At 58.4% G+C, this 25248-nt stretch carries 18 protein-coding genes; 10 read left to right on the forward strand and 8 right to left on the reverse strand.

Features of this window, described 5'->3' with window-relative positions; genetic code table 11:
- Positions 1-219 precede the first annotated feature (219 nt).
- Positions 220-4233 (reverse strand): hypothetical protein, encoded by a 4014-nt coding sequence (locus NQ490_RS04785; protein WP_259951645.1) that lies wholly within the window; start codon positions 4231-4233, stop codon positions 220-222.
- A 414-nt stretch (positions 4234-4647) separates the two neighbouring features.
- Here NQ490_RS04785 and NQ490_RS04790 point away from each other — a divergent pair, with 414 nt between their 5' ends.
- The 3 genes from NQ490_RS04790 to NQ490_RS04800 all read left to right on the forward strand — a co-directional run bounded on the left by NQ490_RS04790 (position 4648) and on the right by NQ490_RS04800 (position 6364).
- The gene (locus tag NQ490_RS04790; RefSeq protein ID WP_007047743.1) at positions 4648-5130 is read left to right on the forward strand and encodes a hypothetical protein; all 483 of its coding nucleotides are present in this window, start codon (positions 4648-4650) and stop codon (positions 5128-5130) included.
- Between the two features lie 134 nt (positions 5131-5264).
- Positions 5265-5705 carry a MarR family winged helix-turn-helix transcriptional regulator gene (locus NQ490_RS04795; protein WP_007047744.1) on the forward strand — a complete coding sequence of 147 codons (441 nt, stop codon included), beginning with the start codon at positions 5265-5267 and terminating at the stop codon, positions 5703-5705.
- Positions 5702-6364 (forward strand): YczE/YyaS/YitT family protein, encoded by a 663-nt coding sequence (locus tag NQ490_RS04800; RefSeq protein WP_007047745.1) that lies wholly within the window; start codon positions 5702-5704, stop codon positions 6362-6364. Before NQ490_RS04795 ends, NQ490_RS04800 begins: the two co-directional genes overlap by 4 nt.
- Positions 6365-6546: 182 nt before the next feature.
- Here the strand turns inward: NQ490_RS04800 and NQ490_RS04805 are convergent, their stop codons facing one another.
- A complete protein-coding gene (locus tag NQ490_RS04805) occupies positions 6547-11064 on the reverse strand; it encodes a vWA domain-containing protein (RefSeq protein WP_007047746.1) in 4518 nt (1505 codons plus the stop codon).
- A 614-nt stretch (positions 11065-11678) separates the two neighbouring features.
- On the opposite strand from NQ490_RS04805, the gene NQ490_RS04810 reads away from it, so the two are divergent.
- Positions 11679-12551: a DegV family protein gene (locus NQ490_RS04810; protein ID WP_007047749.1), complete on the forward strand. Its 873-nt coding sequence runs from the start codon at positions 11679-11681 to the stop codon at positions 12549-12551.
- 66 nt (positions 12552-12617) lie between these two features.
- On the opposite strand, the gene NQ490_RS04815 is transcribed toward NQ490_RS04810, so the two are convergent.
- The 6 genes from NQ490_RS04815 to NQ490_RS04840 form a co-directional block, all read right to left on the reverse strand.
- Positions 12618-13187 (reverse strand): nucleotidyltransferase family protein, encoded by a 570-nt coding sequence (locus tag NQ490_RS04815; RefSeq protein WP_007047750.1) that lies wholly within the window; start codon positions 13185-13187, stop codon positions 12618-12620.
- Positions 13184-15511: a xanthine dehydrogenase family protein molybdopterin-binding subunit gene (locus NQ490_RS04820; RefSeq protein ID WP_007047751.1), complete on the reverse strand. Its 2328-nt coding sequence runs from the start codon at positions 15509-15511 to the stop codon at positions 13184-13186. The genes NQ490_RS04815 and NQ490_RS04820 overlap by 4 nt, the downstream gene beginning before the upstream one ends.
- Positions 15480-15950, reverse strand: a complete 471-nt coding sequence (locus NQ490_RS04825; RefSeq protein WP_040917848.1) for a (2Fe-2S)-binding protein — start codon at positions 15948-15950, stop codon at positions 15480-15482. Before NQ490_RS04825 ends, NQ490_RS04820 begins: the two co-directional genes overlap by 32 nt.
- Positions 15950-16741, reverse strand: coding sequence for an FAD binding domain-containing protein (locus tag NQ490_RS04830; protein ID WP_007047753.1), 792 nt, complete (start codon positions 16739-16741; stop codon positions 15950-15952). Before NQ490_RS04830 ends, NQ490_RS04825 begins: the two co-directional genes overlap by 1 nt.
- Before the next feature lie 108 nt (positions 16742-16849).
- Positions 16850-18292, reverse strand: a complete 1443-nt coding sequence (locus NQ490_RS04835) for a uracil-xanthine permease family protein (RefSeq protein ID WP_147644703.1) — start codon at positions 18290-18292, stop codon at positions 16850-16852.
- Between the two features lie 270 nt (positions 18293-18562).
- On the reverse strand, positions 18563-19426 hold the full coding sequence (locus NQ490_RS04840) for a LysR family transcriptional regulator (protein ID WP_007047755.1): 864 nt from the start codon (positions 19424-19426) through the stop codon (positions 18563-18565).
- 211 nt (positions 19427-19637) lie between these two features.
- Here NQ490_RS04840 and NQ490_RS04845 point away from each other — a divergent pair, with 211 nt between their 5' ends.
- The 6 genes from NQ490_RS04845 to NQ490_RS04870 all read left to right on the forward strand — a co-directional run bounded on the left by NQ490_RS04845 (position 19638) and on the right by NQ490_RS04870 (position 25204).
- Entirely contained in the window at positions 19638-21017 is a 1380-nt protein-coding gene (locus NQ490_RS04845) for an alanine/glycine:cation symporter family protein (RefSeq protein WP_040918265.1), read from the forward strand.
- A gap of 172 nt (positions 21018-21189) precedes the next feature.
- Entirely contained in the window at positions 21190-22521 is a 1332-nt protein-coding gene (locus NQ490_RS04850) for a TrkH family potassium uptake protein (protein WP_007047757.1), read from the forward strand.
- Between the two features lie 18 nt (positions 22522-22539).
- Positions 22540-23187, forward strand: coding sequence for a potassium channel family protein (locus tag NQ490_RS04855; protein WP_007047758.1), 648 nt, complete (start codon positions 22540-22542; stop codon positions 23185-23187).
- A 21-nt stretch (positions 23188-23208) separates the two neighbouring features.
- Entirely contained in the window at positions 23209-23355 is a 147-nt protein-coding gene (locus tag NQ490_RS04860) for a hypothetical protein (RefSeq protein WP_156793906.1), read from the forward strand.
- Between the two features lie 60 nt (positions 23356-23415).
- Entirely contained in the window at positions 23416-24519 is a 1104-nt protein-coding gene (locus NQ490_RS04865; RefSeq protein WP_007047760.1) for a sensor histidine kinase, read from the forward strand.
- Entirely contained in the window at positions 24512-25204 is a 693-nt protein-coding gene (locus NQ490_RS04870; RefSeq protein WP_007047761.1) for a response regulator, read from the forward strand. The genes NQ490_RS04865 and NQ490_RS04870 overlap by 8 nt, the downstream gene beginning before the upstream one ends.
- Positions 25205-25248 lie beyond the last annotated feature (44 nt).

Here is a 25248-nt window from a genome sequence, read left to right on the forward strand (position 1 = left end):
TCCGACGCGTGTTTGCATAAAGCCCCGGAAAACCGCTCCCAAGCCAAAAAACGCCCGCTTCTTCCATTGCATACAAGATAAAAAGGTCCGCATCGGCCAGAGTCCATAACACTCTGGTCCGATGCGGACCTTTTTTATAGAACCATTTTCAGAACGGAACTACTGCACAAAGCAATCAGCCAACCGGTGATTGCTGCTGTTCCACAGCATCCGCCTGTATTACTTGGTGATGGTGAAGGTGCGGGTAATGGGCAAAGCGAAATGGTTGCCGCCCAGGATGCAAACCGTCATCACATAGCTGCCCGGCTCCGTGGGAGGCGTGGTGGTGCTGGAATAAATACGCCATTTGCTGGTAAAGCCGGAATACAGATAGTGCACACCGCTCTGGTCAATGGAAACATCCCCGTTGTAACTCAGAATGGCTTTGAAATTGAAGTTCTTCGCCTGTTCAACGGTCATCTTGCCGGTGATGTCCTGCTGCCAGGTCAGCTTCGTGCCGCTCAGGCGCATTTTCACCAACAGGAATCCAACGCCCACACCGGTCTCATAATTCTTGCTGTCCGTCACCGCACCCACGGTATACAGACCCGCCCGGTTAGGCGTACCGAAGGAAACCCGCAGGTTGTCCGTCACAGAGGGCAGCTTGTTGATCACGGTCATGATCTGGCCGAACGTTCCCGTGTCGATGTTCAGTTTATCCAGCAGATCCAGAAGCTCCTGCGTATTGAACAGATCGCGCAGTTCGCCCAGGGTCATTCCATCGTTCATCACCTGGGTGAAGCTCTTCCCGTAAATCTTCTCCATCAAAGGATCCAGAATCTTCAGGAACGCCGTATTGGTATAACGGTCCGGCAGGTCCAGATAAATGGCGGTGGTCACATTGCTGGTGGTGCCCGCATAGATGGTATACACGTCGAACTTGTCCGCCGGATTCATCGTGATGAAATCCGCCGGTACCTGCTGGTCAGCATAGATGTTGGTGGAATGTACTGTGACGCTCACCTTTGCCTTGTTGACCGTTACGGTACTTTCGGCCTCTTCACTGGGCCGATACTCTGCATTGCCCTTGTAGCTTACGCGGATGGCCTGCGCTTCGCCTGCACCCATAGACGGGTATTGTCCCAGCACAGTGCCGTTCACCTCATAGGTTTTGCCTTCGATCGGCACCCACTGGGTCAGTACCTTATCGCCGATCAGATCTCCCAGATCGCCAAGGTCGCCCAGACCCAGATCCACACCGCTCTCCATATCGGTGAGCTTGGCCTGATATTCAATGGTAAAGTCGTCCAGATCCAGCGTTTCGCGGGCAGGCAGGGTGGAATTGTCCCAATCGATCACATAATCGAAAATTTCCTGCTTCATCACGGCCGGATCCATATTGTAGGTAAAGGACACACCGCTCTTCAGAGCCACGCTGCTGGCAAGACGGTTATCGGTTACGTTCACCGTCACCGTCACCGAATTGCCGCGGTATTCCCGGTTGCCGGGCCAGGAGATACGGATCTTCCATTCTCCCACCCCAAACTGAAGCAAGCCGGAGACAACATCCTGATCCAGGGGGCGGAAATTATTCGTGATGCCGGTCTTGTCGGCACTGTACTCTACCGTGACGTCCTCCGCAGACAAGGAAAGAGGAGAAGTGGAGGATACTACCGCATTGTAAATAGCCGCGGCAGTAGCCGAGTAGTCATAGTCCTGTTCATCGTTGAAGACCAGACCCACTTCATAGGGACCATCATTCAGCTCGAACTGAAGCTGCTCGCGGTCCAGCACATTCACGGAAACTTCCACCGTGGTGGGGGCATACTGCTGGTTGCCGGGCCAGGAAATGCGTACCTTCTGCGTACCGGCAGAGATCGCCGGCCAGGACAGAACGCTTCCCTTCTCGCCTTCCAGTGCCACGTACTTGGCATCCGCATCGGTAAGCGCCTTGGTATAGTACGTGATGGTGACATTCTCCGCCGTCAGGACTTCCGAGGAATCCACCACCGCATTGAAAATGGCGCTGCGGACTGCCTCGTAGTCCACATCCAGATTCTCATCCACCGCCAGGACCACAGCATCCGGCGTCTCTTTCAGTTCATAGGGAGCCTTTTCCCGCTCAGTCACCGTGACCGTGGCATCAATGGTCGTGGGGGCATACTGCTGGTTGCCGGGCCAGGAAATCCGTACCTTCTGCGTACCGGCAGAGATCGCCGGCCAGGACAGAACGCTTCCCTTCTCGCCTTCCAGCGCCACATACTTGGCATCCGCATCGGTAAGCGCCTTGGTATAGTACGTGATGGTGACATTCTCCGCCGTCAGGACTTCCGAGGAATCCACCACTGCATTGAAAATGGCGCTGCGGACTGCCTCGTAGTCCACATCCAGATTCTCATCCACCGCCAGGACCACAGCATCCGGCGTCTCTTTCAGTTCATAGGGAGCCTTTTCCCGCTCAGTCACCGTGACCGTGGCATCAATGGTCGTGGGGGCATACTGCTGGTTGCCGGGCCAGGAAATCCGTACCCTCTGCGTACCGGCAGAGATCGCCGGCCAGGACAGAACGCTTCCCTTCTCGCCTTCCAGCGCCACGTACTTGGCATCCGCATCGGTAAGCGCCTTGGTATAGTACGTGATGGTGACATTCTCCGCCGTCAGGACTTCCGAGGAATCCACCACTGCATTGAAAATGGCGCTGCGGACTGCCTCGTAGTCCACACCCATGTTCTCATCCACCGCCAGGACCACAGCATCCGGCGTCTCTTTCAGTTCATAGGGAGCCTTTTCCCGCTCAGTCACCGTGACCGTGGCATCAATGGTCGTGGGGGCATACTGCTGGTTGCCGGGCCAGGAAATCCGTACCCTCTGCGTACCGGCAGAGATCGCCGGCCAGGACAGAACGCTTCCCTTCTCGCCTTCCAGCGCCACGTACTTGGCATCCGCATCGGTAAGCGCCTTGGTATAGTACGTGATGGTGACATTCTCCGCCGTCAGAACTTCCGAGGAATCCACCACTGCATTGAAAATGGCGCTGCGGACTGCTTCGTAGTCCACACCCATGTTCTCATCCACCGCCAGGACCACAGGATCCGGCGTCTCTTTCAGCGCGTAGGGAGCTTTCCCACGCTCGTTTATGGTAACTTTTCCTTGTGCTTCCGTGCCATAATATTCAGTAGTCCCGGCGTAGGTAATTTTAATATCACATTCACCAGCTGAAATCGCGGGATAAGTTAATCCATCTACTTTGCCGCCTTCCAGCGGTGCCCAGTCCTTGCCCCAACTGCCCCAAGCGCCCGTGGCAACCTCCGCGTAGTATGTGATCGTAACATCATCCACCGTCAAAGAGGGGGTGGAAGATGCAACCAGCTTGTCGAACAGTTCCTGTTTCAATGCTGCATAATCTACCGAAAGATCATCCTTATAGGGCAAAGCAACCGAAACACCCTCGTTCAACTCAATGGACGCTGTGTTTTTATCCACTTTGTGCAGCGTAACAGTGATGTCCTCCTGCCCTTTCAGACGAACCGGATACGCCTCGTTCTTGTTGTTTGCCAGCGCGGGGTGTGTATATTCGATATGATTTTTTGTACTGGTAAATCCATCTACCGAGCCCCAAGCCGTATTAGAAAAGATCAGGCCTGCCGTCGCTTTACATTCGTATTCCCACTCCAGGTCTTCCGGATTTACTTGATCCTTATTGACAACAAGTGCCTCAAAAAGGATCTGATTGACGGTTTCGAGATCACTTCCCTGAGGAATAACAGCCGTACCGTCCTGCAGCTCTACTGTCGCGGCTTTGGTATCAGCCGCTCTGTCGGACAGTTCCGAAACCGCAGCAGGCTGCTGCCCAAGAGAATTGCTTTCGTCTGACTCCGCCACAGGCTGCTGCACGGTAGAATCTTCCGTCAGTTCTGTGTTGTTGTCCGTTGTCGCCGCAGGCTGCTGCACGGTAGAATCTTCCGTCAGCTCTGTGTTATCCACTGCCGACTCTGGCTGCTCCGTGGTCAAATCCTCTGTCTGTTCTGTGTTATCTGCTGCAGACTCCGGCTGCTGTGTGGTCGAACTGTCTCCAGTTTCCTGTTCTTCCACCGGCACCGCTGCCAAGTCATCGACCTGGTCAGGCGCCGTTCCTCCGCTTTCAGACTGCGCAGTCGGCGCAGCCATCTCCTCTGCCAGCGTAGCATAAGGTGCACACTGCAATACAAGCAGTGTGGCCATGATGCCAGCCAGCATTCGTTTGAATCTGTGCATGATCATCAAGCCTCCTCTGATCTTTTGGTCTCGCTGTATTCATTCCTCAGTTTTACAACGAATTGCACCAAACGTCTCTATTATAACGCTCGTTATAGAGTAAATCAAGCGAGAATAGACTCGATTTTTCAAAAGTTTTCTCATTTTTACGCGTTTCTTATAAACAACTATAAGAATATTCTGTATTATTATGTTTGTCATCGCTTCCTTGGTCTGTATCTCTCCTCGCATTTTCCTTTCCTCCCTTGCGCCGATCCATCGCAGAGATTTTTCTTGACATTTTCATTTTCCTTGTGCTAAACTATTGGTAATTACTGGTAGTCGTCTGAAGAAACGCAGCGGACAAAAGGTTGTCCGCTGCGTTTCTTTTTTTGCGCTCCGGTAATGCGAGTAGTATAAAGGAGAAGAGAAAGTATGCCCCAAACCAAATTTCAGAATGTTGTCTACACCATCATCATGGCCCTGATCATGGTCTACGGTATGATCTGCTACAACGTAGCCCTGAACACCAACGGCGTCACCAACGCCACCTTCGTCATGGCCCTGCATGAGCTGCCCATCATGATGCCCATCGCCGCCATCCTGGAGTTCTTCATCGTGGAAAAGCTGGCCACCAAGCTGGCCTTCACCGTGGCGCGTCCCACCGACCGTCCCCAGATCATCACCTACGCCATCTCCACCATGATCGTCTGCCTGATGTGCCCCACCATGAGCCTGATCGCCACCCTGCTGTTCAAGACCCCCAGCTTCGGCACCTGGATCCAGACCTGGGGCATGAACATGCCCATGGCGCTGATCTGGCAGCTGCTGTTTGCCGGCCCTCTGACCCGCCTGATCTTCCGCAACCTGTTCCGCAAACAGCTGGCCGCTTCCGCTGCCGCCCAGGACAACCACTAAACGTAAAGACGCTGCCTGCGGGCGGCGTCTTTTTTTGTGTTTGGGAGAGATTTTTTCCGTTTGCTCTTGACATTCCCGCCGTACAGCGTACAATAGAGGCGAAAATAAGTTTACTTATAGTAAGGAGACTCACCATGGAGAGCCTGCATTACCTGCTGATGAAAACCAACGCCCTGTTCCATAAGCGGGTCATGAGCGAGATGGGCAAGATCGGTCTGACCCCCGGCCAGCCCAAGGTACTGGAATACCTGATCCGGTACGGGGAGGCCGACCAGAAGACCATCGCCGCCTACTGTGAGATCGAACCCGCCACCGTGGGCAGCATTCTGTCCCGCATGGAGGAGGGCGGACTGATCCTGCGGCGGCAGAAGGCCGGCAACCGGCGCTCGCTGTATGTTTCGCTGACCGAAAAAGGGCGGGAGGACGCCCAGCGGGTGGAGACCGCCTTCCGCGCGGTGGAAGAGGAAGCAGCCGGGGAACTCTCCCCCGCCGAGCAGCAGACTCTGCAGGAACTCCTGAGCAGGCTGTACGCCAACCTGCAATCCAACAGCCAAAAGGAGAAGGAATCATCATGACGGAAATCCGTAAATATTCTGCCGCTTCGCTGTGCAAGCGCATCGGCATGCTCTGTCTGGGGCTGATCACCATGGCCTTCGGCGTGGCCTTTTCCATCACCGCGGCCCTGGGGACCTCCCCCATCTCCAGCGTTCCCTATGTAACGGGGGCCATCTCGGGGCTGAGCGTTGGCACCACCACCATCATCATGAACGCCCTGTTCGTGCTCATCCAGATCGCCATCCTGCGCCGCCGCTACCAGTGGTTCCAGCTGCTCCAGCTGCCGGCGGCCATCCTCTTCGGCACCACCATCGACGTGGCCTCCTGGCTCATCCGCGGCATCGTGCCGGGCGCCTACTGGCAGCAGTGGCTGCTCTGCCTGCTGGGCATCTTCCTGGTGGCGCTGGGCGTCAGCATGGAAGTGGTGGCCCGGCTGATCGTCACCGCCGGCGAGGGCATCGTGCTGGCCATCTGCCAGGTAGCCCCCGTGAAGTTCGGCAACATGAAGATGACCTTCGACCTGACCCTGGTGGCCCTTTCCATCCTCCTGTCCTTTACCTTCCTGGGGCATCTGGACGGCGTGCGGGAAGGCACCATTGCCGCCGCCGTGCTGGTGGGCCAGCTGACCAAGCTGCTGCTCCACCCCATGGAAGCCTTTGAAAAAGCCTGTCTGAACTGAATTTACATACCATCAAAAATGGCCATGCGGTGATTGCCCGCATGGCCATTTTATATTGTGCATGAGACAGAGAAACGCTGTTGCGTGCAGTAAGTTCTTACCTTGAGCGCAACAGAGAAAGAGCGCCGGAACTCCTTGCAGAGTTCCGGCGCTCTTTAGCAATCAGGGATTACCGAATGGAATCAGTCCTTCTTGCGTTTGCGGATCACAAACAGTGCCACAAAGGCAGCCGCTGCAGCAGCCGCAACACCGCCCAGCAGACCGACCGGCATTTCGTCACCCGTCTGCGGAATCACCGCCGCAGCCTGAGGCTGTGCAGGGGCCGCATTGTTGGTCACGTTGACCGTGGTCGTGGTGGTATTGTTGTTTGTGGTGGTGGTGTCGTTGTCGTCACCATCATCCGTGGAAGGCGTCGGCTGATTCTTTGCACCATCCCACAGCAGAACATAGGGAGAGAAGCTGTCGGTCTGGAAAGAAATTCCATACTGATCAGTCTCAACCGTCATCAGCTCGGTCTCTGCCGATTCAATACCACTTTCTACCTCGTCCAGCGCAATTTCTCGATCCAGATCTTTGAAATGGACAAGATAGAATTTGGTGTTCTCATCAGTTCCCTCCGGATACGGCCAGTAAACAGTAACATTCTGGTTCGTAGTCAGCCAGGCGTTGCCATTATTTGCGTCCACCAAATCCAGATACTTGGCTTCACTCTTCATGTCGCTGAAGGTTTTTCCAACATCCTTGGCTGCACTGTCGACCAACATCTTCTCAAAGTCAGTGTTTTCAGTGCCTGCAATATCATCAAAGAGAAGCGATACAGAATTCGGATCAGCCTTGACTTCGTAAGCTGTTTCACCAATCTTATCAGATTCATTGATGGCAAAATCCTTTGCCTCATTTCCCTTCAGATCTTTCAGAACCACATAAGCCTTGTCAGAATCATGCTCAACCGTAATATCCGTCAGAGCTTTAGTCACGACTTGATCCTGTTCACCCACAACATAGCGAACCGTCAAGGTTGCGGATTCGGTACCAGCCACACCAGTCGTATGATTGTAAAACTCCTTGTTTTGTTGATTTACATCTTTTCCTGTAATATTGAAGGTCATCTTCAGATCTTCGGGGTCAATACCTTCACCAGCAATTTCCATCTGATAGGTATCAAACAAGGAATCCGAAATCTCGAATTCATCAGATCCGGTAGCTTGCTGATTGTCTTTGGTGACCTTAATACGAATCTTTGCACCATTATCGCCGTCAGGTACGATCTTGTAAATGAAGCGACCTTCTGATTTTCCGTTTCCATCTTCAATGAATCCGACAGATTCATTATCTTTCGTACCGGTACCGTACCGCTCCAACTTCCATTTGTAGTCTTGGCCGTCAACGGTTGCCGTCAAGGTAACATAGTCAGAGAGATCTACCACTGTGCTGGTTACTGCACTGCCCTCTTTTTGGGCCAAGGCCTGGCGGATTTCCGCATCCATATCGTCCGGGATATCGAGGTAGAAACCAGGCTCGGGCAAAGAAGTACTATCAGTGAGGTCTCCGTTTGCATCGACAAAACGATCATATCCATCGGAGCCACCCATGTAGATGGTCAGGTCCGCAGGAATGATACCAACAACATCGTAGTCAACCTCCGGCACAGGGAAGTCTTTTTCACCAGTAGCACCATTGGAAGATGTATATTGGAGTGTCGCACTTTCATTTGTCGGATAAGTGTAGCGATCTGCTTCGGTCGGGAAAGTCGTCAGCTTCACCGTGTAGGTCAACGCCAAGCTGGCGGTACTTTCAACCGGCTTCTTGATTTCCCACGTGAACTGTTCTTTGGTTTCCGTGGTAGCAGGAGAATAGGTTACAACATAGTTTCCGCTATCAAACGTAACCGTATTGCCACTTACTGTGCCTGTATAATTCTGAGCCCCAACGGTAAGCTTAAAGCTCCCCAAAGAATCCAGATCAAAATCACTGCCAATCACATCGGTAACGGTACCGTGGTCAATCGTGTACTCAATTGTATTGAGCACATCATCAAACATGCCTGTTACATCCACGGAATTCTCGCAGAAAGTCTTCGAACTTCCACCGATTTTGCTCAGATTACCAATAAAGTAAGACGCCCACGGATAATATCCTTCCGTATTCAGGTTCTTACCTGGTTTGTTGTAGCGATCAGAGGCATACGCGTAGAGATTATACCCTTTCTCTTTGGCTTCTTTCCAAGCCCGACCAGCCATATAAATGGCTACATCATTGGCAATATAGCGGTTGGAGTTCTCATTTGAGACGTACTTTGCGGGGGTTGTGCCTTCCGGAACGGGAGCAGTTTCGTACTCTGCCGCAATAGCCTCGATAGATGCACCATTGGTGTTCATCCAGGTTACCGGATCATTGAAAGAATCAACATATTCCTGGCCAGTGATATTAAAGCGACCTTTGTCAGTTACACCGGCTGCGATGCTGTTGCTGTTCCAGATATAATTGCCATTATCGGCGCCTGCAAACTGAACATACATCGTCTTGGTGGAATCTTCGCCCCACATATAGGTAACGCCGTCAGTCACCAAAACAAGATGTTTGTTAGAAGCCGGGACGCTAGTGTCGTCATCAAGCATTTTCATGCCTTTGCGAATACCAGCTTCAATGTTGGTACCGCTGCTCAACGAACTATTAAAAATCCGTTTCAATTCGGTAACAGTAGCATCATTGAGCTCAGACAGTTCCATGTTAAAGTTGCTATTGTCCGCACTTTGGTTAAAAGTAACCAGACCAACCTTCACCTGGAGGCCATTCTCACTCACATGCTTCTGCAGCTCTTCCAACATATTGAGAGCAGCCTGTTTAACGTCTGTACTCGTTGATTTATCCAGCACAAAGACCACATCTGCCGCTACCGTTTTCTGGTCTGCACCGATACTCAGCGTAACATCAGATTTGAAATTTTCAACATTGGTAGCTGTCTTATCGATCTGTACATCGCCAGCCACACCAGCTGTTCCGGGATCCGGATCTGCCCAATCAGCGGTGAGTTTCAAATCTCCCTTCATGACTACCGATTCACCAGGCTGGAAATATTGACCATCATCGGTTTTCCAGCCCAGGAAATCTTTATTGTTCAGAGCAGGAATCGTTTCGGAAACCGTCGTTTTCTCGTTGTACTGATAGTTTGCCGCGGTATCCACGGGCATATTGGTAACATCATCAGCTCCAGCAGCATAGGTGATAGAATACTTTTGCAGCTCGTTCTGGATCCGAACATCATCGCTTGTCTTTGTGATGGTTCCGTCCGTCGCCACTGTAAACGTTATAGTATCGGTAGGTGCCTTCCAGACGCCCTTTTCCACCCCCTCTGCGTTTTCGCTGATTGTATAGGTGCCAGGAATGAGTTCTACGTTACCGTCATCCTCCGTAGCAGCTTGGATTTTTGCTGTCGTAGCATCTGCCCCCACTGAGGCCTTAAGGTCTGCAGTTATACCATTGCCGGAAAGAGTGAAGGTAAAATCACTTGCCTTCTTCTCACCTTTTTCATTCAATGCAGGACCGTCGACAGCCTTTTCCGGCTGAAGCGCCTGAAGAACATCGTTCACCCGGACAATCTTGTACAGCACGGCGTCCATATGATATTGCCAGCCTACAGACGACGTATTGGCATAGCTGAATTTTGTCCAGCGCAGATGATAGTCATCATCGGTATATGTCTTATCGACTCCGGTACCATCATCAAATGTCAAAGTAAATTCGGTAACACTATGGTCTGTAGAATCCAGACTGATTGTACCGGATTTCACAGATTGGCTTCCAAATTTGGCCTGTGCGTCCTTATCTTCGCTCAGCGTAAAAGAGTTCGGCCATTCAGTGGCCATACCCGTAATCACGCTTTCCGTCGCGCTGACAACCGCGTTATTCGTTTCGGACGTCATGTCTACCGAAGCATTCTCAGAAGCCAGAGCCCCGCAAGTCAAATAACGATACTGTGCGCCATCCATCGACAAGGATGTGTTGGAAGGCAGCGCCACAAAGAAATAAATCAAGGACGGCTCAGAAGGAAGAACTTTAACGTAAAATACGTCTTTTTCCCACCCCCACAAAGACCAATATGAATGCGTAACCTTAACAGTCCCAGGATTATTCCCGGTAGCCTTCACGCCTTTCACAGTGGCGGTACCATCCTGATTATCTGTTAAAGAGATATACGTTGTCTCCGCTTTATCTCCCTGATCGACGGACCAACTGTCGTGGATATAATAAGCAGCCGTTCCCAAGATGATTTTTTCTTTTACCTTAACTGCTTCGGAATTATTCTCCGAATAGGATTTCATCACAGAAGGCGTATTAGCGTCCCCCGCAGGTCCAGCCGGCTCTTCCGTCGGATCGCCGTTCGTTTGGGCCGTAGGCACGGGAGTGGGATCCGTCACCTGCTCCGTAGGCGCAGGAGTGGGATCCGTCACCTGCTCCGTAGGCGCAGGAGTGGGATCCGTCACCTGCTCCGTGGGCGCAGGAGTGGGATCCGTCACCTGCTCCGTGGGCACGGGTGTGGGCTCCGTCGTCGAAGGCGTCGTCTCAGCCATCTGAATAGTGCTGGGCACGGCATTTCCTGCATCAGTATTGTCGTTTGCCAACACCGGTGTAGAAACCACGCTTGCACACAACGCTACCGCGCAAACCGCACTGACAATGCGCTTCAGTTGCATTTTCATTCGGTATGTTCCTCCTTTATTTTTTGGGTATACATTGCTGTATAAAGTCTATATCATCAAAAAGGAGCCTCTCCGTTGCCGGGGATTTCCTTTCTGTTATTTTTTCAGCCTCGCGCATTATGGGAACAACGTTATTTATATTACGTTGTTTTTGAAAGTCTGAAATCATACCGCAAGCAACACAATCCGATTCCAGTAGATTCTTTTATATAGTATCATGCAATCAAGCGAAAATCAAGTTGTAAAACCTCCTTGCAACATATTTTATGGGTTTTGCACAAAAAGGGCAAACGCTTTCTCAGCAAAAGATCGTCGGTTTTATTTGATTATTTATCGCACTTTTTCCATTTTTTCTTTACCCTTTATACAGTTTTTTCTTTTTTGTCTCATTTTTTACAAGGTAAACTTATTCTTTATTTCGTTGTTGTTTTCTGTGCAAAAAAATACGTCCTCACCTCTGCCATTCCCGCCTATCCTATGTGCCGATTCACAATCTCCCCCCTCCGGGTTCACCTCCAGCCCAGCGCGCCTATTGATTTCCTACTGAAAACCGGGTATTATGGTAGTATATGCGGCGGGTCCCGTCCCGCCAGCCCAAACGAAGGAGTTTTGTGATGGAAAACTACGTTCTGTTCAGCGAATCCACCTGTGACCTGACCCCTGAACTCGTGCAGGAAATGGATATTCAGATACTGCCCATGACCTTCACGCTGGATGGTCAGAGCTACCGCAACTATCCCGACAACCGGGAGATGAGTCCCAAGACTTTCTACGACAAGCTGCGCAACGGCAGCATGTCCACCACCAGCCAGGTGGCCATCACCGACTATGAGGATGCCTTCACCCCCTTCCTGGAACAGGGCAAGGACATCCTGTATCTTGCCTTCTCCAGCGGCCTTTCGGGTACCTATCAGGCCAGCAAGGTGGCCATCGAGGAACTGCAGGAAAAGTTCCCCGACCGCAGGATCGTGAGCATCGACAGTCTGCAGGCCAGCATGGGGGAAGGCCTGTTCGCCTACACCCTGGCCATGATGCGCAAGAACGGCGCCTCCATGGAGGAGGTCATCGCCTTTGCCACCGAGAACACCCAGCGGTTCTGCGCCTGGTTCACCGTCAGTGACCTGATGTTCCTCAAGCGCGGCGGCCGTCTGAGCGGTGCCGCCGCCGTGGCGGGCACCCTGCTGGGCATCAAGCCGGTGCTCCATGTGGACCCCGAAGGCCATCTGATCGCCATGGAGAAGGTCCGCGGCCGCCGGGCCAGCCTGGACGCCCTGGTCAAACACTTTGCCGCCTCCGCCGACAAGAACTACAGCGAGATGACGGTCTTTGTGAGCCATGGCGACTGCCTGGAGGACTGCCAGTACGTGGTGGACAAGATCAAGGCCTACGGCGTCAAGCGGGTCTGCATCGGCGACATCGGCCCCGTTATCGGCGCGCACAGCGGCCCCGGCACGGTAGCCCTCTTCTTCCTGGGCGGCCCCCGCTGAGGTTTTTTCCATACAAATACCGCCCCGCACCGTGGCTGCACGATGCGGGGCGGTTTGTTTATTTGCTCAAAGGTCGGCGGGGGTGTCGATATCCTGCAGTTCCTCGGGCAGGCATTCCACCCGGAGCAGTCGTTGGGGCCAGCGGTTCAGCACTGCCCGGCCGCCCTTGTCCCCCTGCAAAGCCCGCAGGGCGGGGACCAGTTCGGCACAGAACAGGCCGGGGTTGCCCACCCGGTCGCCGCAGGCCGCCGTGGCTGCCCAGGTACCGGGCACTGCCAGCGCCAGAAAGCGGGTCACGGTGTCCCGGCGCAGCCGGGGCTGATCGGCCACCGCAAAGAGCAGGAAGTCCCCCGCCCCCAGCGGTTCCACCGCGTCCAGCCCGGCCCGGATGCTGCAGCTCTGCCCGAGCACACTCCGAGGGCTGGCCACCGCCCGTCCGCCCAGCGTCCGGGCCGCTTCGGCGATGGCCGGGGTGTTGGTCACCACCGTGAGGTCGGCGTCCTGCCGGCCGGCACAGGCAGCCGCCAGCGTCTCCAGTCCATGGCGGAACAGCGGTTTGCCGTGATAGTCCGCCAGCAGCTTGTCGGCCCCGAAGCGGCGGGACGCCCCCGCCGCCAGATAGATCAGATGGATCATTGGGCTTTGGCCCGCAGGCCCATCAGGATCTTTTCAGGGGTGATGGGCAGTTCCCGGAACCACAGCCCGGTGGCGCGGTAGATGGCATGGGCGATGGCCGGCGACGGCGTGTTGATGACGATCTCGCCGATGGACTTGGCGCCGAAGGGGCCGGTGGGCTCATAGCTGGACTCGAACTCCACCTGCAGATGGCCCATATCCAGCCGGGTAGGGATCTTGTACTGCATGAGGGAGTTTTCCAGGATACGCCCCTTGTCGCTGTAGGTCACATTCTCGAAGAGCGCCATGCCGATACCCTGGACGATGCCGCCCTCGGTCTGCACCCGGGCCAGGTTGGGGTTGATGGGGGTACCGCAGTCCACCACGGCCTTGTAGTCCAGCACCGTGACGCTGCCGGTCTCCTTGTCCAGCTCGATCTCAGCCATGCCCACCATGAAGGGGGGCGGCGATACCGGGGAGGAATGGGTGGCCGTGGCCTGCACCGCCGTATTGTTGGAGCACTGGGATTTGATGGCCAGATCGGCCAGGCTGATTTCCCCGGTACCGTCGCAGCGGCGCACCGCCTTGCCGGTGAACTCCAGGGCGGCGGGGTCGCAGTGCAGGCTTTCGGCGGCCAGGGTGCAGAGCTGGCCTTTCAGCTGCTCGCAGGCCTTTTCCACCGCCTTACCGGTGACATAAGTGGTGGAGGAGGCATAGGAGCCGGAATCGTAGGGGGAGGCGTCGGAATCAGCGCCGAACACCGCCACATTGTCCAGATCGCAGTCCATGCACTCCGCCACCATCTGGGCCAGAATGGTATCGCAGCCGGTGCCCATGTCGGCGGCACCGATGATCAGGTTGTAGGAGCCGTCGTCGCTGAGTTTGACGGTGGCGGAACCCACGTCCACGCCCGAGATGCCGGAGCCCTGCATGGCCATGGCCACGCCCGCGGCGCGCACCTTGCCGTTGCCCATATCCCGCACGGGGAACTTCTCGTCCCAGTGGAAGATCTCCTTGCAGCGGGCCATGCAGCGGTCCAGGGCGCAGGCGTTGGCGGGTTCGTTGTAGTAGGCGGGCATGATCATGCCTTCCCGCACCATGTTCTGCTCCCGCAGCTGCACCGGGTCGATGCCCAGCTTGCCGGCCAGCTCGTTGACGGCGCTTTCCACTGCAAAGATGCCCTGGGTGGCGCCGTAGCCCCGGTAGGCACCGGCGGCCTGGACGTTGGTGTAGACCACATCGTAGGCAAAACGGAAGGCCTCCAGGCTGCCGGTGTACAGCGGGATGGACTTGTGACCCGACAGGCCCACCGTGGTGGGACCGTGCTCGCTGTAGGCGCCGGAGTTGGACAGGGTGTAAACGTCCATGGCACGGATTTTACCGTTTTTATCGGCCCCCAGCTTGACATGGACTTCCATCTCGTGCCGGGGACTGCCGGCGATCTGGCATTCCTCCCGGGTATAGATGATCCGGGCGGCGCGGCCGGTCTTCCAGGTCACAAAGGCCGGGTAGACCTCCGACACCGAGGTCTGCTTGGCGCCGAAGCCGCCGCCGATGCGGGGCTTCTCCACATGGATCTTGGATTTGGGGATGCCCAGGGCAATGGAAAGGATCCGCCGCACATGGAAGACGATCTGGGTGGAGCTGACCACATGCAGCCGCCCGTAGGGGTCGATCTCGGTGTAGGTGCGGAAGGTCTCCATCATGGCCTGCTGGCAGGCTTTGGTGTGCCACACATGGTCCACCACCACGTCGCAGTGGGCCAGTACGGCCTCCACGTCTCCCTGGCCGCAGGTCTCACTGGCCACCAGGTTGCGGTGATTGTCGGCCCCCACCGGGCAGAGGGCCTCCCAGTCCTCCTCGGGATGGACCAGCACCGGGTTGTCCTTGGCGGTGTGGGGATCCAGCACCGCGGGCAGCACCTCGTAATCCACCTTGATGAGCTTCATGGCCTTGTCCACGGCCTTCTCGGTCTCGCCGGCGAGAATCGCCACCGCGTCCCCCACAAAGCGCACCCGCTGATCCAGGATCAGCCGGTCGTGGGGGGACGGCTCGGGATAGGTCTGCCCCGCGTTGGTGTAGCGGTTGCGGGGCACATCCTGCCAGGTGTAGATGGCCACCATGCCGGGCACTTTCATGGCAACGGCGGTGTTGATGGAACGGATCCGCGCATGGGCATGGGGGCTGCGCAGCACCTTGACCACCAGGCAGTCCCGGGGAGTCACATCCTCCACAAAGGCGGGCTTGCCCAGCAAAAGATTCATGGCATCCTTTTTGCGCAGGGGCTTGCCCACGGTTTTCAGTTCAGCCACGTCAGTTTCCCTCCTTTGCCTGGTTGCGGGCATCCAAAAATGCCCGGATGCCCCGCAGCTGTCCCTCGTACCCCGAACAGCGGCAGAGATTGCCCGCGAGATAGGCGCGGATCTCGTCGTCGGTGGGGTCGGGATTTTCCCGCAGCAGAGCGATGGTGTTCATCACATAGCCGGGATTGCAGAAGCCGCACTGCTCGGCACCCTGGTCGGCAATGAAGCGGACAAATTCCTCCGCCTCGGCCTGCAGTCCCTCCAGGGTCTGGACCTCGCGGCCGTCCGCCCGGGCGGCCAGCACCGAGCAGGACAGCACCGGCTTGCCGTCCAGCAGCACGGTGCACAGGCCGCAGTTGGAGGTTTCGCAGCCGCGCTTGACGCTGGCGCAGCCGTGGGCGCGCACAAAGTCCAGCAGCAGGGTGTCGGCGTCGATGCTGTCCCGCACCGGACGGCCGTTGAGTTTCAGTTGGATTTCCATCATGCTTCCTCCTTGCAGGCCAGCAGGGCCCGGCGTACCAGCACGCCGCAGACGGCACGGCGGTAGTCTGCCCCGGCGCGCAGATTGCTGCCGAAGGTTGCCTCGGCGGCGATGCTTTCTCCGAAGGCGGCGGCAGATTCCGGCGTGATGCCCTCCGCCAGCAGGGCGGGGTCGCCGGTGTAGAGCCGGGCCTTCATGGGACGGGCGCCGATGGCACAGCGCACACCGTCCGCCCGCACCGCCACGGCGCAGGTCAGCACCGGAAAATCGGTGGAGATGTTGCGCTGGGCCTGATAGGCCACCGCCCCCGCCTGTTTGGGCACCACGATGTGGGTCAGGATGTCCCGCTCATAGGGACGGGCGGCGTACTCCGCCAGCGGCACCGCCCCGCCGTGGTGCAATTCCACCACGGCATCCAGCACCAGAAACAGCGTCAGCAGGTCGGAGAAGCCGAACCGGCCGTAGAGGCTCCCCCCCACCGTGACCAGGTTGCGGAACTGCACACCCACGATGGGCTGTACGCTCCGGGCCATGGCGCCCCGGGTCAGTTCGTTGAGCCCCGGGTGCTGTTCCAGGGCACGCAGCGGCACCATCGCCCCGATGCGGTAGGCATCGGGGGTTTCCTCGATGGTATCCAGGCCCAGGTCACTCAGGTCGATGGCGGTGTCCACGGTGCGGTTCTGGGTCTTGAGCCAGAGCATGCCGCCCAGCACCACGTTGGCCCGCTTCTGGCACAGGGTATAGGCTTCGTCCAGGCTTTGGGCGCGGACATATCGCTTGATCGTCAGCAAGATGAGTACCTCCTCACAAAAGTATGCTTTCTTGGTTCCAGTATACCATGGAAACCGACAAAGAAAAAGCCCCGCCGGGGCGGCGGGGCGACAAAATTCTGTGGTTTTTTACTTTTCGGCGCTCTCCACCGCGGGGACGGGTTCGTCCTTGGGCATGAGTACGTTGAGCAGGATGGCCACAAAGGCGGCGGGCACGATGCCGGAACCGCCGAAGACCAGCTGGACCAGCTGGGGCAGACCCGCCAGCACGGCGGTGTTGGAGCCCATGCCGTATCCCAGGCCCAGGGCCACCGAGACGATGGTCATGTTGCGGGGGGTGAGCTTTTCGCTGGTGATGAGCTGGATACCGCTCATGACGATGGAGGAGAACATGATGACCGCCGCACCGCCCAGGACGCTCTGGGGCATGATGGAGACCAGGGCTGCCAGCTTGGGCAGCAGGCCGCAGAGCACCAGGAAGACGGCACCGAAGGCCAGCGCGGTACGGTTGACGATCTTGGTCATGGTGACCAGACCCACGTTCTGGCTGAAGCTGGTGTTGGGCAGCACGCCGAAGAAGGCGGCGAAGGTGGAGCCCAGACCGTCGCAGATGATGCCGCCGGACAGTTCCTTGTCGGTGGCTTCGCGGCCCATGCCGCCCTCGGTAACGCCGGAGATGTCGCCCACCGTCTCCACGGCGGTGACGATGAACATGACGCCTACCGGCAGGATGGCCCGCAGGTCAAACACCGGCTTGACAGGCATGAGCTGCGGCACGGCGAACCAGGAAGCCTGGGCCACCTTGTCCCAGTTGAGGACCCAGGCCTTGGTGTACTCCACGCCGTCGGCGGTGACGCCGGTGGTGGAGAGGAAAAGCGGCAGGATGGCGCAGATGATGTAGCCACAGACGATGCCGATGAGGATGCAGGAGGAACTGGCCAGGCCCTTGGTGCCGTGCTTGAAGATCAGGATGATGACCATGACCACCAGGGCGATGAGCAGGTTTTCCAGGGAGCCGTAGTCCTTGGCGGAGGTACCGCCGCCGAAGGAGCCCACGCCCACGCTGATGAGGGACAGACCGATGGACATAACCACCGTGCCGGTGACCACCGCCGGGAAGAAGCGGCGCAGGGGTTTGAGGAAGGCGCCCAGCACCGTCTCAAACAGGCCGCCCACAATGGAGGCGCCCATGATGGCGCCGTAGCTCAGGATGCCGCCGCCCATAATGGTGTTGACGCTCTGGAAAACACCGATAAAGCCGGAGCTGGTACCCATGATGATGGGCACCTGGCCGCCGATGGGGCCCACCGAGAACAGCTGGACCAGCGTGACGATACCAGCCACCAGCATGGCGTTCTGGAGCAGCGCCACCTGGATCTGGGCGAATTCCTCCGCTCCGCCGCCGGCCGCGCAGGCGCTGGTGATGATCAGGATGGGGGTCAGGTTGCCCACGAACATGGCCAGCACGTGCTGCAGGCCCAGAGGCACCGCCTGACGCCAGGGCAGTTTGCCCTTGAATTCGTACGGCGTCACATAGCCCTGGGACGCCTTATTTTGGATCTCCTCTTTCATATACTTGCCGCCTTTCTTCCGATACTGGTTTTGTGCTCCGGGCAAAAAAATGGCCGAATCTTGCCGCAAAACAAAAAACATCCCCTTATTATAGCAATAGGGGGATGTTCACTGTCAATATGGGACCGCCCGGCGCGGAAAAATACGGCAAAACCCACAAAATCCGGCTCCCCTGAAGGAGCTTTTATGCCGCAGGGATGCGCATTTTGCAGGAAAAGTCATACTTATTTTGCCGGATACGGCATTTTTCCTGAAAAAGTACGATCTGTACTATTTCTCCTCCTGCCCGTCGGGGAAATCCCCGAACCAGCGGGAAAAGGACGTCCGGGCGGCCTGTTCGGTCTCCCACCGCAGGGCGCGATAGCGGCGCAGCAGCTCCCACGCCCGGGGCGTCAGCAGTGAGCCGCCCCCGCCGGTGCCGCCGGGGCGGCGTTCCAGCATGGCAAAGCCCCACTGCCGTTCCAGTTTCCCCAGCATCCGCCAGGCCTTGGAATAGGCCATTCCCATGGCGGCGGCCGCCCGGTGCAGCGACCCGGTGCGCCCCACCAGTTCCAGCAGTTCCATCGGCCCGGTGCCGAAGCATTTTTCCTCCCGGAAGAGCCGCACACTGACCCCGGCGTGCAGTGGCACCGGCAGAATCTTTCCCCAGGCCGCGCGCAAGGCATCGGAGGATTGCGCATCCAGGTCCAGCCAGTGCACCGTTTTTTCGCCGCACAGCGCCTGTACCGCAGCAAGGCCTTCCTTCCCCACCGTCAACACCACCGGGCGGCCGCTCTGCAGCACGGCTTTGAGGGCTGCGTTCCAGGCCGGACATTGGGGCCAGGGCGGCAGGGCTTCGTCCACCAGGATGGTCCCCGTACCGCTTTGCAGGGCCTGACGCAGCAGGGCGGCCCCGGTCTCCTCCCATACTCTATATAAAGGAAAGACCCTGTCCTCTTCCTGCCGGGTGCAGGGGGTAAGGCGGCCGCTGCCCAGGTCCTGCAGCGAGAAGAGCGCCCCCGCCGTGCACCGCCCGGTGCAGAGGGTGCGCAGCCCTCCCACCGGCTGGGGCAGACGGCGGCAGAGCCAGGCAGCCAGGGTGGATTTGCCGGTGCAGGGCGCACCGGTGATGACAAAGACAGCGGACCGCGGCATGGGCGGGCCTCCTTTCCGAAAAGGTTCTGCCGCCATTGTACCACAAAGCGTCCCCGGCTGCAAAAGGGTTTTCCTTGACGGACTAACGTCAAATGTTGTATCATACATAGTAATAGCAAAGGCAGGACGGCGTGTTCGCGCGGGATGTACGGCGCGGACACGCTCTGTTTTTTGCTGCACTATCACTGCCAAGGGAGAGAGACCGACCATGATGGACGCCATCGTCAACTTCATCAATGTGACCAACCAGTGGGTCTGGGCCTGGCCCACCATGCTGCTGTTGCTGGGTACCCACCTGTTCATGACCGTGCGCACCCGCGGGATCCAGCGCAAACTGGCCACCGCCATCCGCCTTTCGGTCACCCGGGACCCCGACGCCGAGGGTGAAGTCTCCCAGTTTGCCACCCTGACCACCGCGCTGGCGTCCACCATCGGCACCGGCAACATCATCGGCGTGGGCACCTCCATCGCCCTGGGCGGGCCGGGGGCGGTCTTCTGGTGCTGGATCACCGGCATCTTCGGCATCGCCACCAAATACGCCGAGTCCCTCATCGCCGTGAAGTACCGCGTCAAGACCGAGGACGGCCGGATGCAGGGTGGCGCCATGTATGCCCTGGAGCGGGGGCTCCACCTGAAATGGCTGGGCGTCTTGTTTGCCCTGTTCGGCACCCTGGCCTCCTTCGGCATCGGCTGCGCCACCCAGGTGAACGCCATCGCCACCGTCTGTGAGGCCAACCTGGGCATCCCTCCCTGGGTGGTGGGACTGGTGGTGGCCCTGCTGACAGCGCTGGTCATCTTCGGCGGCATCCAGACCATCGCCAACGTCTGTGAAAAGCTGGTGCCCTTCATGGCGGCCTTCTACATTCTGGGCTGCCTGGGCATCCTGGTCTACAACCACGATTACCTCTGGGCTGCAGTCACCACCATCCTGCGGCTGGCCTTCACCCCCGGCGCCGCGGCCGGCGGCCTGACCGGCGGCGGCATCATGCTGGCCATGCGCTACGGCATCGCCCGGGGCCTCTTTTCCAACGAATCCGGCATGGGCTCCGCCCCCATCGTGGCGGCGGCCGCCCAGACCCGCAACCCTGTGCGCCAGGCACTGGTCTCCTCCAGCGGCACCTTCTGGGATACCGTGGTAGTCTGCCTGATGACCGGCCTGGTGCTGGTGTCCAGCATCATGAAAAATCCCGCCATCGACATGGGTGCCATCTCGGACGGCGGCATCCTCACCACCCTGGCTTTCGACCAGATCCCGCTGCTGGGCCCGGTCATCCTGGTGGTGGGCATCATCTCCTTCGCCTTCTCCACCGTGCTGGGCTGGTCCTACTACGGCGAGCGCTGCCTGGAATACCTGGTGGGCAGCAAAGGCCAGGTCTTCTACCGCATCGTCTATGTGGCGGTGGCGGCCATCTCCCCTGTGGTGGCTCTGAACCTGGTCTGGACCGTGGCCGACACCCTCAACGCCCTGATGGCCATTCCCAACCTCATCGCCGTGCTGCTACTCTCCGGTGTGGTGGCGCGGGAGACCCGTCTTTATATCAACGATCTGGACAAACGCTGCGACGACCCCGTTCCGGTGGTCAAACGCTGATTCTTCCCGCTGTACAGGCAGGGCACCCGCCGGGGTGCCCTGCCTTTTTCTGTGCACCTTTCTCTCCATCTTAATGCCGTCTTAATGTCACGGGCCGGATATTTATGCCCTTTTTAACAGGGCCGCCCTATAATGGTAGGATAAAAATCCATCTCTTCCGGGAGGCGTTTACATGGCAGGGTTCCGCCCGCCGCGGCTGACTACCTTTCAAACCATCATTCTTCTCTTTGCCGCCGTCATTCTCGGCGGCAGTCTGCTGCTGATGCTGCCTTTTTCGACCCGCAGCGGCACCGTCACCCCCTTCAACCAGGCGCTCTTCACCGCCACCTCCGCCGTCTGCGTCACCGGTCTGGTGGTGCAGGACACCGCCACCCACTGGTCCTGGTTCGGCCAGGCCGTCATCATGGTCCTGATCCAGATCGGCGGCATGGGTGTCATCACAGTGGCCGCCTTTTTTTCGCTGCTGTCGGGGCGCAGGATCTCCCTCATGCAGCGGGGCACCATGCAGGAGGCCATCGCCGCCCCCAAGGTGGGCGGCATCGTCCGGCTGACCGGCTTCATCATCAAGGCCTCCCTCTTCATCGAGGCGCTGGGCGCCCTCTGCATGCTGCCGGTGTTTTTCCGGGACTACGGCCTGCGCGGCATCTGGATGGCGGTCTTTCACTCGGTATCGGCGTTCTGCAACGCCGGCTTTGACCTGCTGGGCACACCGGAAGCCAAGTTTGCCTCCCTGACCGGCTACCGGGCCAACCCCGTCATCAACCTGACCATCATGGCCCTCATCGTGGTGGGCGGCATCGGCTTCCTGACCTGGGACGACATCCGCGCCAACAAGCTGCGCCTCCACCGCTACCGCATGCAGAGCAAGGTCATCCTGACCACCACGGCGGTGCTCATCGTGCTGCCCGCCCTCTGGTTCTTCTTCGGGGAATTTTCCGATCTGCCCGCCGGGGAGCGGTTGCTGGCGTCCCTCTTCCAGTCGGTGACGCCCCGCACCGCCGGCTTCAACACTGCTGACCTGACCGCCCTGTCCGGCGTGGGCCAGGGGCTGACCATCCTGCTCATGCTCATCGGCGGCTCGCCGGGTTCCACCGCCGGCGGTATGAAGACCACCACCCTGGCCGTCCTCTTCGCCAATGCCATTGCGGTATTCCGCCGCCAGTCCGAGCCCCACTTCTTCGGCCGCCGCATCGACGGCAAGGTGGTCAGCAGCGCCGCCACCATCGGCATGCTGTACCTGACCCTCTTCCTGAGCGGCGGGTTCGTCATCAGCGCGGTGGAGGGTCTGCCCCTGTCCGCCTGTCTTTTTGAGACCGCCTCCGCGGTGGGTACCGTGGGCCTTTCCCTGGGCCTGACCCCCACCCTGGGGCTTCTCTCCCAGGGCATCCTCATCGCCCTCATGTTCATCGGCCGCGTGGGCGGCCTGACCCTGATCTACGCAGCGCTCTCCGGTTTCTCCAAGGCCGGCAGCCGCCTGCCCCAGGAACGCATCACCGTCGGCTGACGGGAAAGGAAGTCTACTATGAAATCATTCTTGCTCATCGGCCTGGGCCGCTTCGGCCGGCACATCGCCATGCAGCTCAACGCCCAGGGCCACCAGATCATGGCCGTGGATTCCAACGAGGACCGGGTCAATGACGTGCTGGACATCGTCACCAACGCTCAGATCGGCGACAGCACCAACGCCGAATTCCTGAAAGCCCTGGGTGTGCGCAACTTCGACGTCTGCATTGTAGCCATCAGCGGGGATTTCCAGAGTTCGCTGGAGACCACCTCCCTGCTCAAGGAACTGGGCGCCCAGCTGGTCGTTTCCCGCGCCGAGCGGGACGTGCAGGCCAAGTTCCTGCTGCGCAACGGCGCCGACGAGGTGCTCTACCCCGAAAAGCAGCTGGCCAAGTGGGCGGCGGTGCGTTACGGGTCCAGTCATCTGGTGGACTACGTGGAGCTGGACGCCAACAACGCCATCATGGAGGTGCCCACCCCCGAAAACTGGGTGGGCCAGACGGTGGGCGACCTGGACATCCGCAAGAAATACGGCATCAACCTGCTGGGCATCAAGAAAAACGGTTCCGTTTCGGTAAACATTGCCTCCGGCACCGTACTGCCGGCCGACGGCCATCTGCTGGTGCTGGGGGAATACCGGTCCATCAAACGCTGTTTCCACCTGTAAGCAGAAAAGGAGGTCGGATCCGTGAAAGATTGGGTATTGGGTTTCCTGATGCTGACGGCCGGCTCGTTCGGCTGGTTTATCTGCCGGCATCTGGACGGATTTATGGACAAGTACCGCAAGGCCCGCCGGAAACACCAGGACGACAATCTGCCGGGCCAGGATGACTGAACTCCCGCTGGCGCCGGGCAGACTTCTGTGGTATGATAGCAACCGGGAGGCGGTGACGGTATGACAGAGCAAAAACAGGCCCACGGTCTGCGGGCCCAGATGGCGCCCCGGTGGCAGGATCTGCTGGTGACCTTGCTGATCCTGACGGCCGGCACCGTCATCGGCAACATCTTCTGGCAGTTTGCCTTCACCAAGGCGAACATCATCTCGGTGTACGTGCTGGGGGCGCTGCTGACCTCCCTGTTCACCAAAAGCTATTTCTGTGGGGTGCTCAGCTCGGTGGCCAGTGTGCTGCTCTTCAACTTTTTCTTCACCGAACCGCGGCTGACCCTCCACGCCTATGAAAAGGGTTATCCCTTCACCATCGCCATCATGCTCATCGTCTCCATCATCACGGTGACGCTGGCCATCCAGAACATCCGCAACATCGAGGAGAAGGAGCGGGCCGCCCTGCTGGCGAAAAACGAGCAGCTCCGCGCCGATCTGCTGCGGGCCATCTCCCACGATCTGCGCACCCCGCTGACTTCCATCTCCGGCAACGCCGCCAACCTGCTGGCCAACGACGAAAAGCTGGACGGCGAGGCCCGGCAGCAGATCTTTCTGGACATTTACGACGATTCCATCTGGCTGATCAACCTGGTGGAGAATCTGCTCTCCATCACCCGCATCGAGGACGGCCGGATGAACCTGCGTCTTTCCACCGAACTGGTGGGGGAAGTCATCGAGGAGGCGCTGCGCCACACCCACCGTAAGAGCTGCGAACACACCATCCGGGTGGACCTGCCCGACGAACTGCTGCTGGCCCGGATGGACGCCCGGCTCATCGTGCAGGTGCTCATCAACCTGGTGGACAATGCCATCAAATACACCCCCGCCGGGTCCACCATCACGGTGGCGGCCCGGGCACAGGACGGGTTTGCCGTTCTCTCGGTGCTGGACGACGGGCCGGGCATCGCCCCCCACATCCGCCCTCATGTCTTTGAAATGTTCTACACCGGCGAACACAAGGTCGCCGACAGCCGCCGCAGCCTGGGGCTGGGGCTGGCGCTCTGCAAGGCCATCGTGGATGCCCACGGGGGCACCATCACCCTGACCGACAATCCGCCGCACGGGTGCAACTTCACCTTTACGGTGCCGCGTGGGGAGGTAACGCTGCATGAATAAACCGCTGATCCTGGTGGTGGAGGACGATCCGCCCATCCGCAACCTCATGACCACCACCCTGAAAACCCACGACTACCGCTATCTCACGGCAGACTGCGGCGAGGCCGCCTTGCGCCAGGCCGCCACCAGCGCTCCCGACATCATGCTGCTGGATCTGGGCCTGCCTGACCTGGACGGTGTGGAAGTTATCCGCCGGGTGCGCAGCTGGTCGGACATGCCCATCATCGTCATCAGCGCCCGCAGCGAGGATGCCGACAAGATCGAGGCGCTGGATTCCGGTGCCGACGACTATCTGACCAAGCCCTTCTCGGTGGAGGAGCTGCTGGCCCGGCTGCGGGTGACCCAGCGCCGTCTGGCCGCCATGAATGCCGGGGGCAGCCCGGTGTTCACCAACGGTCAGCTGACCATCGACTTTGCCGCCGGCTGCGCCTATCTGGCCGGGCAGGAACTCCACCTGACCCCCATCGAGTACAAGCTGCTCTGTCTGATGGCCCGCAACTGCGGCAAGGTGCTCACCCACACCTACATCACCCAGAAAGTGTGGGGCACCAGCTGGGAGAACGACGTGGCTTCCCTGCGGGTATTCATGGCCACCCTGCGGAAAAAGCTGGAATCCGCCCCCGGCTCCCCCCAATACATCCAGACCCACATCGGCGTGGGCTACCGGATGATGAAAATTGAATAAGGCTTACCGCCGCGCCCGGACCCGGGCGCGGCGTTTTTGCTGCC

This window comes from Subdoligranulum variabile (assembly GCF_025152575.1).
Taxonomy (GTDB): domain Bacteria; phylum Bacillota; class Clostridia; order Oscillospirales; family Ruminococcaceae; genus Gemmiger; species Gemmiger variabilis.

Bases quoted from the DNA above. Each gene is read 5' to 3' on its own strand.
- NQ490_RS04790 (WP_007047743.1), top strand. From the start codon at position 4,648: ATGCCCCAAACCAAATTTCAGAATGTTGTCTACACCATCATCATGGCC.
- NQ490_RS04855 (WP_007047758.1), top strand. From the start codon at position 22,540: ATGAAATCATTCTTGCTCATCGGCCTGGGCCGCTTCGGCCGGCACATC.
- NQ490_RS04800 (WP_007047745.1), top strand. From the start codon at position 5,702: ATGACGGAAATCCGTAAATATTCTGCCGCTTCGCTGTGCAAGCGCATC.
- NQ490_RS04805 (WP_007047746.1), bottom strand. From the start codon at position 11,064: ATGAAAATGCAACTGAAGCGCATTGTCAGTGCGGTTTGCGCGGTAGCG.
- NQ490_RS04815 (WP_007047750.1), bottom strand. From the start codon at position 13,187: ATGATCCATCTGATCTATCTGGCGGCGGGGGCGTCCCGCCGCTTCGGG.
- NQ490_RS04865 (WP_007047760.1), top strand. From the start codon at position 23,416: ATGACAGAGCAAAAACAGGCCCACGGTCTGCGGGCCCAGATGGCGCCC.
- NQ490_RS04810 (WP_007047749.1), top strand. From the start codon at position 11,679: ATGGAAAACTACGTTCTGTTCAGCGAATCCACCTGTGACCTGACCCCT.
- NQ490_RS04795 (WP_007047744.1), top strand. From the start codon at position 5,265: ATGGAGAGCCTGCATTACCTGCTGATGAAAACCAACGCCCTGTTCCAT.
- NQ490_RS04870 (WP_007047761.1), top strand. From the start codon at position 24,512: ATGAATAAACCGCTGATCCTGGTGGTGGAGGACGATCCGCCCATCCGC.
- NQ490_RS04845 (WP_040918265.1), top strand. From the start codon at position 19,638: ATGGACGCCATCGTCAACTTCATCAATGTGACCAACCAGTGGGTCTGG.
- NQ490_RS04825 (WP_040917848.1), bottom strand. From the start codon at position 15,950: ATGGAAATCCAACTGAAACTCAACGGCCGTCCGGTGCGGGACAGCATC.
- NQ490_RS04820 (WP_007047751.1), bottom strand. From the start codon at position 15,511: ATGCCCGCAACCAGGCAAAGGAGGGAAACTGACGTGGCTGAACTGAAA.
- NQ490_RS04835 (WP_147644703.1), bottom strand. From the start codon at position 18,292: ATGAAAGAGGAGATCCAAAATAAGGCGTCCCAGGGCTATGTGACGCCG.
- NQ490_RS04840 (WP_007047755.1), bottom strand. From the start codon at position 19,426: ATGCCGCGGTCCGCTGTCTTTGTCATCACCGGTGCGCCCTGCACCGGC.
- NQ490_RS04785 (WP_259951645.1), bottom strand. From the start codon at position 4,233: ATGCACAGATTCAAACGAATGCTGGCTGGCATCATGGCCACACTGCTT.
- NQ490_RS04850 (WP_007047757.1), top strand. From the start codon at position 21,190: ATGGCAGGGTTCCGCCCGCCGCGGCTGACTACCTTTCAAACCATCATT.